Annotated in this window: 12 protein-coding genes and 1 riboswitch; of the genes, 4 read left to right on the top strand and 8 right to left on the bottom strand. The window is 44.2% G+C overall.

Features of this window, described 5'->3' with window-relative positions; genetic code table 11:
* Nucleotides 1-34: 34 nt before the first annotated feature.
* Nucleotides 35-136, bottom strand: a riboswitch (SAM riboswitch).
* A 70-nt stretch (nucleotides 137-206) separates the two neighbouring features.
* From MHB71_RS29100 to MHB71_RS29075, 6 genes are all read right to left on the bottom strand, one after another.
* Nucleotides 207-1,409, bottom strand: coding sequence for a Ger(x)C family spore germination protein (locus MHB71_RS29100; RefSeq protein WP_051447013.1), 1,203 nt, complete (start codon nucleotides 1,407-1,409; stop codon nucleotides 207-209).
* Nucleotides 1,406-2,506, bottom strand: a complete 1,101-nt coding sequence (locus MHB71_RS29095) for a spore germination protein (RefSeq protein ID WP_036606759.1) — start codon at nucleotides 2,504-2,506, stop codon at nucleotides 1,406-1,408. Before MHB71_RS29095 ends, MHB71_RS29100 begins: the two co-directional genes overlap by 4 nt.
* Nucleotides 2,507-2,545: 39 nt before the next feature.
* A complete protein-coding gene (locus MHB71_RS29090; RefSeq protein WP_100529892.1) occupies nucleotides 2,546-4,258 on the bottom strand; it encodes a spore germination protein in 1,713 nt (570 codons plus the stop codon).
* 148 nt (nucleotides 4,259-4,406) lie between these two features.
* Entirely contained in the window at nucleotides 4,407-5,327 is a 921-nt protein-coding gene (locus MHB71_RS29085) for a PAS domain-containing methyl-accepting chemotaxis protein (RefSeq protein ID WP_235200715.1), read from the bottom strand.
* A gap of 472 nt (nucleotides 5,328-5,799) precedes the next feature.
* The gene (locus MHB71_RS29080; protein WP_340028298.1) at nucleotides 5,800-6,324 is read right to left on the bottom strand and encodes a VOC family protein; all 525 of its coding nucleotides are present in this window, start codon (nucleotides 6,322-6,324) and stop codon (nucleotides 5,800-5,802) included.
* A gap of 228 nt (nucleotides 6,325-6,552) precedes the next feature.
* A complete protein-coding gene (locus MHB71_RS29075) occupies nucleotides 6,553-6,996 on the bottom strand; it encodes a VOC family protein (RefSeq protein ID WP_036606754.1) in 444 nt (147 codons plus the stop codon).
* Nucleotides 6,997-7,083: 87 nt separating this feature from the next.
* Here MHB71_RS29075 and MHB71_RS29070 point away from each other — a divergent pair, with 87 nt between their 5' ends.
* Complete coding sequence (locus tag MHB71_RS29070; protein ID WP_340028297.1) at nucleotides 7,084-8,052, top strand: YafY family protein; 969 nt, start codon at nucleotides 7,084-7,086, stop codon at nucleotides 8,050-8,052.
* A gap of 41 nt (nucleotides 8,053-8,093) precedes the next feature.
* On the opposite strand, the gene MHB71_RS29065 is transcribed toward MHB71_RS29070, so the two are convergent.
* Complete coding sequence (locus MHB71_RS29065; protein ID WP_340028296.1) at nucleotides 8,094-9,275, bottom strand: MFS transporter; 1,182 nt, start codon at nucleotides 9,273-9,275, stop codon at nucleotides 8,094-8,096.
* 168 nt (nucleotides 9,276-9,443) lie between these two features.
* On the opposite strand from MHB71_RS29065, the gene MHB71_RS29060 reads away from it, so the two are divergent.
* Both MHB71_RS29060 and MHB71_RS29055 read left to right on the top strand, forming a co-directional pair.
* Nucleotides 9,444-10,325, top strand: coding sequence for a LysR family transcriptional regulator (locus MHB71_RS29060; RefSeq protein ID WP_340028295.1), 882 nt, complete (start codon nucleotides 9,444-9,446; stop codon nucleotides 10,323-10,325).
* 21 nt (nucleotides 10,326-10,346) lie between these two features.
* The gene (locus tag MHB71_RS29055; RefSeq protein WP_340028294.1) at nucleotides 10,347-11,021 is read left to right on the top strand and encodes a VOC family protein; all 675 of its coding nucleotides are present in this window, start codon (nucleotides 10,347-10,349) and stop codon (nucleotides 11,019-11,021) included.
* A gap of 43 nt (nucleotides 11,022-11,064) precedes the next feature.
* Here the strand turns inward: MHB71_RS29055 and MHB71_RS29050 are convergent, their stop codons facing one another.
* Nucleotides 11,065-11,430 carry a MerR family transcriptional regulator gene (locus MHB71_RS29050; protein WP_340028293.1) on the bottom strand — a complete coding sequence of 122 codons (366 nt, stop codon included), beginning with the start codon at nucleotides 11,428-11,430 and terminating at the stop codon, nucleotides 11,065-11,067.
* A 129-nt stretch (nucleotides 11,431-11,559) separates the two neighbouring features.
* Between MHB71_RS29050 and MHB71_RS29045 the strand changes: the two genes are divergently transcribed.
* Complete coding sequence (locus tag MHB71_RS29045) at nucleotides 11,560-12,210, top strand: nitroreductase family protein (RefSeq protein WP_340028292.1); 651 nt, start codon at nucleotides 11,560-11,562, stop codon at nucleotides 12,208-12,210.
* Nucleotides 12,211-12,244 lie beyond the last annotated feature (34 nt).

The raw sequence follows: 12,244 nt of genomic DNA, 5'->3' as shown, positions 1-12,244 counted from the left end.
AGAGTGCGCCGTTACTGACAAATAAAAACAAACGCTCCTATCTATCAGGCTTTCACCCGCTGGAATTAGCACAGTATCCTTCAGATCTGTTGCTGAGGTTTCTAAGGGCCAGTCCCTCCACCTCTCTGGATAAGAAAATGATTTTTTACTAATATAGCGATCTATCATGAATGTGTCAACAATTAAATAATATATGGCACACCTCGCTATTCGGTGGAAGACCCCGGATTCGTGATGGTGGTCTTTACCTCATAGGTGATCGGCACGGTGCTAAAAATTTTATCCCAATCGTCTTTGACTTTTTTCCATGTTTTAGGTTCTTTAATACGCAAGCTATCCCGAAAATCCGCAACATCTACTTTATAGGTATGCTGAAGTTTGTATAACAACTGTCGAATCTGTTGTTTGGCAAGTTCAGCAAATTCTTTTTCCAATTCACTGAGATACGCACCTTTTTCCTCTTCCTCGGGAGCACGCCAATCCTCCATCAACCAGCCTTCGGATTCAGTTTTCACATGGAATGAAATATCATCGCCAACCACTTTTGGAATTATTGTTGTTTTTTTCTTCTTCATTTCATATACAACAGTGAACCCCTCTTTATTGTATGTCTTCAAGATACCTCCTTTTTCTTTAGGTCTGAGCCAAGATAGCCCTTCTAGATCCGTTTGGCTGAGTTCCCCGATGAATTTTGTTGTTTTCCCATCAAAGATACTGGCACCGGAGAACTTGTCCTCTCCATTGAAGTTCAGTACATTCTGGAGCAAAAAGCTGGAACCGGATTGCATTTGTGCATCTAATTTGGAGAGTAGAACGGGGTCCAGGATTTTATTGGACAAGTATGAATTACCGGTAATACCTGTAAGATAAAATGCTGGAATCCGGGAAGGATCATCTGAAGTCAGTACATCAACAGCGCGATGATGGCTAATCAACACCAGACAGTTAGGACGAATATCGTTATCCCGAAGGACAAAATCCAGCAGCTGGTCCAGACCATACTTTTTGGCGATATCCTTGGACACAACGATAACCTTCAGATGATGTCCGATGAGCGGATGATCTCGTCTCAGTGCAAACTGACGAAAGATTTGCAGCAAGGAATCTCCGGTAAGCTGTTCATTGGAATAGGACGTTTTACCAGAAGCAGGCGAACCGGATTGTTGGCTCTTTTGACTGCTGGAATTACCGGGAGCAATCTGTACCGTGGCCGTCAAATTGTTCTGCTTGGAGTACCCTCCTCCCTGATTGGCGATGTTCTCCTCAAATTCCGTCTCTTTGCCGATATCGATCCCGAGACCAACGTAGACACTTAGATCCTCTATCTCTCGACTGCTCCAACATCCGGATATCGTTAAGAGAATGCATAATACAGTGGCTAAGCGTAACAACATGCGGAATGTAATCATGCATGCTTGCCTCCTTTTTTGCGAATCAGACTTAACAACAGTAGTACCAGAGGTAAAATGCCAAACAAAAATACGGACACATTGCCTAGCATATCTCCTAGTACGAAGGTATCATCCACTGTTTTGGGTATCATTGCTGTCAGATAAATGAACGGCAGCAGGCCGTACATGATGCCTTTGATTTTTTTGGAACGAAACAAATCACGAATACCCACCGAAGCGCAGTAATGTGTAATTGCTGTAGTCGAAAAGATTTGCATAATCCAGATGACCAGCAATAAGGATTCAAAACGCTCGAATATCAGACCCTGGATTTCGAAGCTTCTTACCAAATCCAGCGTTGGCCAGGTTCGAGTTTTGATGCCATCGAGCGATAAACTGCCTATAACCATCACCACCGTGATCAAGTAGATAATAGTGGATATGAGTATCCCCCAGGTCATCGCTTTATTGCTCTTCTTCGGATTTTTCATATAGGCAGTCATGATTAACATCACCTCATAGCCCGTATAAGATAATAGTGAAGGCTTCAACCCTTGGAAAACGGGCATAATCCCATCACCGAGGACGGGTCTCAGATTGCCAATCTCGAATAGCTGATTACTAAGCAAAATTTCAATCACAAATATAATAATCGTAATCGGAAGGATGATCTCAAACACGCGTACGATAACGCCAAGCCCGCCTGAAATCATATATACACCGATCCACATGAAGACCATCACAATCACCCAGGTGGGGGTGCGTTCGAGCAGATACATCCCTGTTACTTCAGCCATAACTCTGATTTCGAATGCGGCAATAACTATGAAATACATAATCATAGACAATCCCAGTATGTAAGCAATCCAGCTGCCCGTAATCTCACGGGTGAACTGGAAGACGGTTTTCTCCGGGAATCTGCGACACAGCGTAACCAGAATAATTCCGACGCCTAAGATAATGAATCCAGATAGGATAATGGAAATCCAGACATCCGGTGTTCCGACAGCTTTGCTGGTCGTTCGAGGTAGTGTCAATATCCCGGCACCAAGCATGTAATTGACAATAATTACAACGGCCTGTGTCGTGGTTAGCTTTCCTTGGGAGCCATTCACTTTAGTTCACCTCCAGACCTTCAGTAGATGGAATTCCGTTTATTTTTTCCGATCATCATCGATCGGATTAGTCATCTTGGGACGCATTCTCATCATGTTTAGCGGAGCACGGATAACAAAATCCTTCCATTCATTCATGTGATAAGGAACGGCTGGTGCAACATAAGGTACGCCAAAGCTTGAGAGTCGTGCCAGATGTGTACACACAAGCAGAAAGAACATAACCACGCCAAACAATCCAAGTACGGCTGCGCTGAACATAGCGGCAAATCGTAGAATCCTTAGCGTTAATCCCGCACTATAGACAGGAATCGTAAAGGAAGATATGGCTGTTACCGCAACGACAATGACCAGAAATTGGCTTATTATTCCCGCTTGCACCGCTGCTTGGCCAATAATCAGACCTCCTACGATACCCATCGCTGGCGCAATCGGTTTGGGCAAGCGTATCCCGGCCTCCCTCAAGATTTCAATTGAAAGCTCCATGATGAGTACCTCAATAATTGAGGGGAATGGCACTCCGGTACGCGTTTCAATAATCGTCAATACCAGCTTGGTTGGAATAAGACCCGGATGGAACGAGATAAACGAGATATAGAGCGCAGGAGCAAGCAATGCCAGCATCGCGGCCATAAAACGCAGCACTCGCAAAAATGTTCCAGGAATCCAGCGTTCATAATAGTCCTCTGGAGACTGAAGCAACATGCTAAAGGTCACCGGTACAATTAATACAAATGGCGTTCCATCCAACAAAATTGCCACTCGGCCTTCCAGAAGGGCACCCATCACTCGGTCAGGTCTTTCCGTATTCAGTACCTGCTGAAAAGGACTCAGCGTATTATCTTCGATGAGTTGTTCCACATAACCTGATTCGAGCATTGAATCCATATCCATCTCTTCGATTCGCTTGCATACTTCTGCAACGAGATTTGGATCGGCAATATCCTGAATATAGGCTATCGCCAAATCTTTTTTGATCCGTGAACCCACTTCATACTTCTTAATAAACAGGCTCTGATCACTTCCATAACGACGTAAAATGCCTGTATTATCGCTTAATTGCTCTGTAAAACCAATACGAGGCCCACGAAGCAGTCCCTCTGACAAGGGTTCATTCATACCTCTTGTTTTGATCTTATGAGCTCCAATTAATAAAGCACCTGGCAAACCATCAACCAGCAGTGCATTTTTCCCAAACAACACACCAACTGCGAGTTCTTGGAGGGACTTCGTCTCCTCAACCAGACTGACAGGAAGTAATTGATCTTGCAGATATGCCGACAGTAAGTGTGCGTTGTCTGGATGGAGAAAACCCTCCTGCTTAAGTAGAGGAACACCTTCGAACATCAACGGTGTAATCAAGTGATCATCAACTAAGTCCTGATCTACCAGGCCTTCGGTATAGATGACCGCAGCCCGTGTATTCGTTCCCTTAATAATAAATTCTCGAATATGCACGTCTGCATTGAGTCCAAAGCTTTCTTTCACACTCGTCAGATTTATGCTGTACTTTTCGGTTAATTTAATATTGGCATAGTGGCCTGTTTCGGTCCCTTCACCCTGCCCTTTGGCTGCTGGCGAGATATCCTTCGAGGATATGGACGATGGCTTGGAACGAGAGAAGCTTCCGCGCTTAATGGCAGCATTGATCCAGCGCATGCTCAATGTAATACCAATTGGAATGATGAAGACCAAGAATGCCTGAATCCATATGGACCAATCCGGCACGTAGGATACAATTGTTGACCACATGTTCCCACCCCAACATTTCTCTGCATGACATAGCTGCAGGTATTCCCAAGTATTGTGTCCCCGTTTGATCACAATAATTCCCGTTTTTTTGAGTGCTGAACGACAAAAAAACGGTTCCTGTGCAAGGAACCGCTATTACTATATATTGTTATACGATTCTGGTCACATGCTCCGCTTTGGCATCCAACAAGTGAGCTGAAGCAGCAATTGCTGTAAAATCATTCAATGCGATCTCAATCTGCTTCTGGCTCTGCTCCACATATTCTTCTACTTTTTTGGTACCACCCGTGATATTACCAATCTCCTTGGTTATTCCAGTCACACTATCACGAATCTCATTAATCGAACTCTCCACCATTGCGGATAGTTTCTTAACTTCCTTGGCCACGATATCAAATCCTCGTCCGTATTCTCCTGCATGTGCAGCCTCAATGGCAGCATTCAACGCGAGCAGTTGCGTCTGAGACGAAATCTCGCGTATCGTTCGTACCACGCCCTGAATCGATCCGGCCTGTTCCTGCAGATGGGTCAACGTTGCACGGTTAGAAGTTGACACCTCTGAGATATAGGAGATACTGGACATTAATTCCTGGCTCCGTTCAATGCCTACATCTGCCTGCCCATTCAGTTCATGGGACATCGTTTTCAGCTCATTCACTACGACCGAAATGTTGTTCTGACGGTTGGTAATGTTGGTGGCGATTTTGGATACACCCAGTATCTTCTGATTTGTCTCATCGTACACCGGCATATATGTCGCCTCAAGCCATACGGAATTCCCCTTTGCATCCTTGCGTTCAACCTTGTCCTGGAAGCTGACACCATTAAATATGCTATTCCAAAAAGCATCATATTCCGGAGTATTTGCAAATTGACCGAAGCACAGTTGCTGATGCTTCATGCCGTACATCTCATCTACCGTATATCCCATCGTCTGGGCAAAGACTTCATTCACGTAGGTTACCCGGCGATCCAGATCAAATCGAATGATAGCAAGACTTTTCTCCATCGCCTTGATGACCATTGCATCGGTGACAACATCTTTCTTTTCCATATCTAATATAGACACTTGATAACCCCCACAGTTCATTCCATAATAGACAGCCTTTAACTAGCAAAAAACAATCATAACAACATATGTATCCATCAGGTTCTAGATGGCTCTACTATGGATACCCGATTTGCAGCATTTTGGATCACCTGTTGTTATTTATTTTTATTGCAACCCTGTGAAGTCAAAATATATAGTTGTTCCTTCGTTTCAATGCTTCTCCAATATCCTGGATAAAAGGGTTCCATCAACATACTTTCGGAGCATATTCATCGTCCAGAAAAGAGACGTTATAACTTATCTTATCCGTAAAATATCTCTGTATCTACTAGTACGTATCGTAACATAAGGCAAAGAGGTATACACTTCTGTATTTGTAACGTATTTGTAACATAATTTCTGTTTTTTAATAACCGTTTAACCCCTATATACAAGAAAAACAGAACGATTTATCATGCATCGTCCTGTTTCTTATCCAGTCTCATCTTCATTATTTCTTTCGTGGTGTCCAGCGCTTCGTTTCACTGTGATTCGGATACTGAATGCCCGCAGGATAGGAGATCAGCTCGATCAGCATCCCCCAAGGTGCTCTTCCATACACAAACTGATTGCCTTCTCCACCTTCAATATGACCGGTCAATGCCCCAGGCTCTGTTAGCAACACCCCGCCCGCTTCCTTGAAGTGTCGTGCAGCTTCTTGCATATCGTCCACATACAACGCCATATGCTGCAATCCGTAATCTGATGCCCTAACTGGCTCCGATTGCGCTGTATTCGCGTACTGAAATAACTCTATACTGGCGCTCTCCCCTAGCGATAACATCCGAATATGAATAACCTTTGCTCCTGAACGCAGTCCTAATTTACGCTCTGCCTCGGGTCCTTCCTGTGGGGGATCATCCGGCGTTATATGGTCATAGGCAAGTTGAGCTCCAAACGCCTGTTGTAGAAATAGTGTCGCCTGCTCCATGTCCGGTACAGTTATTCCAATATGGTCAATTCCTCTCGTAATCATGTTATCCCTTCTTTCCTTTATCCATTGAACTTGCTTTTACACAGCGACATCCGTACCTATATGATTTACACGAAAAGGGGTCCGCTTTAACATTGGTTGCTCGAACGACCTGTGTATAGAAACCGAAAAAAGAAGAGCGCATGATATCCATGGCTCTTCTTTTTTTAATGTTTTTAAGTTAGTTACAGGTTTACATACCGAGTGCTTAACCGGGGGCCTGAACTCATTTTAAAAATCGTGCACAGTGACACACAGCTGAATCGCAATGCCAAATGGGTCCCTTACAATACCGTATCCTGGGCTGAATTCATTTTGTTCATACGGTACCAGTATCTTCACGCCCTCATGTTGCATCAGAGAATGATACAGTTGATCGATGGTATCTTTATCCTTGGATTGAATACATAGTGACGTGCTGTTCCCCAGCTGCCATGCTCTCTCCGTGTCCATTGCTTCTTCCGCAATCATGACTTTGTTAACCCCAATCTCCAGCACCGAATGTGTAATATACTCATCTTGACCGGCAGGGTACTCGAAACCCGGGTTCATTTCCTTCATCTCTTTATAACTTTTCTTGAATATCACCTTGGCGCCCAGAAACTCTTCATAAAAAGCAATGGCTGCCGCCGCATCCCCGTTCATCGACAAAAATGGTATCACTTCAAAATTCATTATATTGCCTCCTTGTTCCTATTGGATTACACTTATCACTATAACAACGAAAGGTGCCAATCTATGGCACCATTAAGAGGGTTTGATATGAAAAAATCAGAACGTATGAACCAGATGCTGCGCTTTATTAACCAAAAACAACAGTTCACCCTGCAAGATCTCATGGAGGAGTTCCAGATCTCCAAACGAACCGCGTTAAGAGACATCGCTTCATTGGAAGAGTTAGGTGCGCCCATCTATGTCGAATATGGACGCTACGGCGGATATCGACTGCTGCAACAGATGCAGCTGCCTCCCATTTCGTTTAATACGGGGGAGCTTCATGCCCTTTATTTTGCGATGCAGGCTCTCCGCAGCTTCTCCAGCTTACCCTTTCAAGTCTCTTTCCGTACCATTCACGAGAAATTTATGAGCGCGTTATCCGACAAGCAACGACAGGATATTGAGAACATCCAACACCGGGTTTACTTCCAACATACCGAGCAGATCCGCGACAGTGCACATTTGGAGTTTCTGTTGATGGCTGCTGTGCAGAATATAGTGATCCAGATTACGTACGCTAATCAGCGTAGATCCTCTGATCAAAGGCCATCTTCTACAAACACCAATATCCGCACCATTCAACCCATCGCGCTCTATGCCAGGAAAGGTTATTGGTATTGTCAGGCCTATGATCTGCATAAACAAGCTTATCGTGTATTCCGCTGCGACCGCATCATTTCAGCCGAAACAACGGAGATTGAACCTTTAACTCATGTAAAGGAACTCTATTCACAGGATGCCCAATCTCTATGGAAACCATCGGAACAAGCAATTCCATTCAATTGTCTGATTGATGAAGCCGGGATTGAGCTGTTCCAGCAAGAACATTTCCCATCTATGCAGATCAGCGAGAAGAGGGGACACATGTATCTTGTCGGTTCGTATGAACCTCACGAGCTTAATTTCATAGTGAGATATCTTGCGGGCTATGGTAAATCGATTAAGATTATGGAGCCCGTCATCTTACAGAAAGCATTAAGGCAGTACTACCTGGACTTATTAGATCATGTATAAAGATCATCATATTTCTATATCCATTTTACTTTACATGCCTTTTAGCTCTGCTCCTGGCTAACTTTTAAACTTTTTTTATTACCAATAGCCAATTGAACGATAATCTGCAACACGATGATGATAGCCAAACCATAAAATGCTTGCACAAAGCTGCCTGTTAGATCGCGGAGCCAACCAATCGCCAGCGGCCCAAGTGCTCCAAGAATGTAGCCACCAGATTGAGTCATAGCCGACCAGCTACTCGCTTCCTGAGCATTGTTTGTCTCATCAATCGGCAACATAAGTGCAATCGGGAACAATCCACCTGCACCAATCCCGAGCGGAATCGCAGCGAGCCACGGACTGACAGAGAGATTCAGCATCAGGACACCTATTAACTCCAACATCGCACATCCAACAAGCCAGAAGACACGTTTTTGGTACCGATGTACAAGCATGGGAATGAATAACGTTGAGGGCAGTGATATCAATGTAAATAACGTTTGAATGTTGCCAGCAGTCTCTTGGCTATATCCATGGCTCTGAATGGCTGGCGCAAGCCAGGCGGTTAATGAATAGAAGATCGCGGCCATCAATCCGAAGAACAGTGTCAGCACCCATGCACGCCTGTTCTTCACCGGAAGTGGTGCATGGACTACAGCCGAAGTTTGTCCGGATTGCCGCTCTGTACGCGCAGACCAAGCTAATTTTAACCAGATCGGCAATGCAATGGCTGCGAGTAATGCCCATGTAGCCAAAGAACCTCTCCAAGATCCACCCAACGTCTGCTGAAGCGGGACCGATAATCCCACACTAATGCTGGCCCCCATCACCATTGCTGTAGAGTAGATGCCGACCATGGCTGCCACTCGGTTAGGGAAATACTGCTTAATGAAGCTGGACAACAGCGGCCCTGCCAATGCAATCCCTACACCTGACAGAAAAGAAGTGAACATCATCAATGGAGTTGCGCCTACGAACAATCGTAATCCCGTACCTATCCCAATAAGGATTAAAGCCAGCACAATGGCTCCTTCGTTCCCCCACCTTCTACTTAGTCTTACAGAGAATGGAGCGAATATGCCCATACATAATACCGGTAGTGTAGTTAACAGACTGGCGGTCATGCCGCTCAAACCTAGATCATTCTGTATGGTACTCATCAGAGGAGAAATGGAAGTAATCGGTGGTCTTAAGTTCAGTGAAGCCAGAATAAGCGCCAATACAATATAAAAAAGTTTCATTATGGATCACCTCATGGGAGTAGTATTCTTGCCTTCACCAAAGATCCTATTTGTTAATGTCAGGATCTTTGAGTGTTGCACGATTAAGTATAGATTCATTATAATGATTGAACAATACTATTGTTTCTATCAAAATGATTACTAAAACCAATGATTAGAGGTGAATTCATGGAGATTCGTCAAATGGAAAACTTTATTACGGTGTGTGAGGAGCTTCATTTTACACGGGCAGCTGAGAAACTTGGCATATCTCAACCTACGTTGAGTCAACAAATACGTGGGTTGGAGGATGAACTTGGTGTTCCTTTGTTTGACCGCGTCGGCAAAAAGATTGTGATGACCCAGGCAGGCACTCTGTTTCTGGAGCACTGTGTACAGATGATCCGGCATTTACAGAATACCCAGGATGCGCTAGCTGAATTTCGGAATGATCAGCGGGGACGATTGGTTATTGGTGTTCTTCCATCCGATTTGGATTACCGTATCACTCCGCTGCTCGTTGATTTTCATGCCCGATTCCCCAAGGTACAATTGAAGGTTATCTCTTCGATCTATGTAGTAAATCAAGTGTTGGAAAATGAAGTCGACATCGGCATCGAGATCACGTCTCCCCCGGATAGGCGGCTTGTACGCATTCCTTTGTGCAGTGAAGAATATGTACTGGTCGTATCCGAGAATCATGATTGGGCTGAACGAAGCACAATTGAAATTCAGGAGCTACGTGATATCCAAACGGTGATGTTCCCCGAAGGATTTACGGGCAGAGAATTGGTCGATGGCTATTGCCGTAAATATGGATTTACCCTAAATACCATCATGGAGACCAGTTCGGCAACCTCCATCATTAGCCTGGTCAAAGCCAACGTCGGAGGAACACTGCTGCCTTATCCTCTGATCAAAGCCATGAATGAGCCCACGCTACGTTGCATCCGAATTACAGACGATCCGCCATACCGGCACTTTGAGATCATCCATCGGTCCGACCGTTACCTGACGCAATCGGCCAAGGCATTTATTGAGAAAACAATCGAGTATTTCAATCAAAGGTGAGATTAAAAGGAGGATGTTGAAATGATAATAAGAGAAGTTGGTTTGTTGACACATCAGGTCGAGGCCATAAAAGAGTTTTACGGTACACTACTGGAATTGAATCTTGTGGAGGATACTGCAACATGCGTTTCATTCCGTGCGGGGAACTCGGTCCTCTCTTTCAAGAAGGCGCCAGAACAAGAAAAGCCCTACTATCATGTAGCATTTACGATTCCAACGAATAAACTTGCTGATGCAAAAAGATGGGCTCAAGACCGTAACATTTCATTGCTATCCAAAGATGGACAAGATGAATTTTATTTCCCCTACTGGGATGCAACAGCCTTCTATTTTTATGATCCAAGCGGCAACTTGATGGAATTTATCGCTCACCATTCATTCGATAATGCAGTTGATGAAGCTTTCGAAGCGAAGCATCTGTTATGTATTAGTGAAATCGGTCTGCCTGTCGATGATGTTCCTGAGACAATGAACACATTGAATGAGCATTATCAACTTGAACCATTTGCCGGAGACGGAAAACAATTCTCCCCCACGGGTGATGCAGAAGGTATGTTTATTGTCATTGATAAACAGAAGCCATGGTTCCCAGACGGACGCATGCCTGGTGTATTTGCTACGGAAGTGAAGGTGGAAACTGGGCAGCCCGGTAATCTGCGTATACAGGACGATATGTACTCGATTGAATCGATATGATGTAAGAACGTACTGAATGAAAACCTTAAGAGGGACTTCCGGCTTAATACTTACCAAAACCATCCTCACACGTGATATCCGATTTAAGAATTTCGTACAGATTTTGTTTGGAATTCTCTAATTTATTTTGTATTTCTTCAATTTCTGATATTTTCGCTTGGATAACGCTTGCTTGATCATTACTTGAAAACCCATGTTTAGAGATCATAGATTGGATCTCATGGATCGTAAAACCAACAGCTAAACATTGTTTGACCACTTCCAGATGCTGAATAATGCTCTGCGCATATATTCGATAGTTATTATGATCTCTCAGCATATGTTCATCCGGGATCACACCTATTTTCTCGTAGTAACGAATCGTGGATATCGGAAGGTTTACATGGTTCGCTACTTCACTAATCTTCATATGGATTTCCCCCGTTTCTTCTTCTTGCTATAAAGTATACTTCATAGTTTACAATCCTCATAGTGAGACAGATGGAGATATAATTTATACCCTACTCTCACCAATATAGATATGAGGAGAGATTTTAATATGAACACAATTACCGGTCAATTCAACAAAACAAATGATTTTGATAACATCGTCTTGGAGCGCCATTCCGTTAAAGCCTACGACCCTGAAGTGAAGATCAGCCGCGAGGAGATGACCGAAATACTGGCGAAGGCTTCACGTGCCCCTTCGGCCATTAACATGCAACCTTGGCGTTTTCTTGTTATCGAAAGTACTGAAGGCAAAGAGAAGCTTGCACCGCTGGCCTCTTTTAACCAGACACAGGCACTAACGTCTTCCGCTGTCATTGCCGTGTTTTACGATGCCAACAACGTTGATTACATGGAAGAGATTTTCAGCAAATCAGTGGAACTTGGGTACATGCCCCAAGACATCATGGATATGCAGATGCAGCAGGTAAAACCTTATTATGCGAACATAAACGCATCCGAATTGCGTGACATGAACCTCATTGACTCAGGCCTCATATCCATGCAACTCATGCTCGTTGCCCGTGCCCATGGTTATGATACCAACCCTATGGCCGGTTATGACAAAGGTCAAATCGCCGAAGCGTTCGGCCTGGATAAAGAACGGTTCCAGCCCGTGATGTTGATCTCCATAGGGAAAGCAGCCAAAGATGGCTATCCTTCCTATCGTCTCCCGGTTGAAACGATTACAACTTGGGCATAATCAACAGCTACTCTCAAGACTAAAATGACTATGG

It is taken from the genome of Paenibacillus sp. FSL H7-0940 (assembly GCF_037979415.1).
Classification (GTDB): domain Bacteria; phylum Bacillota; class Bacilli; order Paenibacillales; family Paenibacillaceae; genus Paenibacillus; species Paenibacillus amylolyticus.
The sequence above is the reverse complement of the archived record's forward strand: the minus strand, read 5'-3'. Positions and strand labels throughout refer to the sequence as shown.

Coding starts and splice junctions, on each gene's coding strand:
- MHB71_RS29090 (WP_100529892.1), bottom strand. CDS start 4,258: ATGTGGTCAACAATTGTATCCTACGTGCCGGATTGGTCCATATGGATT.
- MHB71_RS29055 (WP_340028294.1), top strand. CDS start 10,347: ATGATAATAAGAGAAGTTGGTTTGTTGACACATCAGGTCGAGGCCATA.
- MHB71_RS29045 (WP_340028292.1), top strand. CDS start 11,560: ATGAACACAATTACCGGTCAATTCAACAAAACAAATGATTTTGATAAC.
- MHB71_RS29050 (WP_340028293.1), bottom strand. CDS start 11,430: ATGAAGATTAGTGAAGTAGCGAACCATGTAAACCTTCCGATATCCACG.
- MHB71_RS29075 (WP_036606754.1), bottom strand. CDS start 6,996: ATGAATTTTGAAGTGATACCATTTTTGTCGATGAACGGGGATGCGGCG.
- MHB71_RS29060 (WP_340028295.1), top strand. CDS start 9,444: ATGGAGATTCGTCAAATGGAAAACTTTATTACGGTGTGTGAGGAGCTT.
- MHB71_RS29065 (WP_340028296.1), bottom strand. CDS start 9,275: ATGAAACTTTTTTATATTGTATTGGCGCTTATTCTGGCTTCACTGAAC.
- MHB71_RS29100 (WP_051447013.1), bottom strand. CDS start 1,409: ATGATTACATTCCGCATGTTGTTACGCTTAGCCACTGTATTATGCATT.
- MHB71_RS29080 (WP_340028298.1), bottom strand. CDS start 6,324: ATGATTACGAGAGGAATTGACCATATTGGAATAACTGTACCGGACATG.
- MHB71_RS29070 (WP_340028297.1), top strand. CDS start 7,084: ATGAAAAAATCAGAACGTATGAACCAGATGCTGCGCTTTATTAACCAA.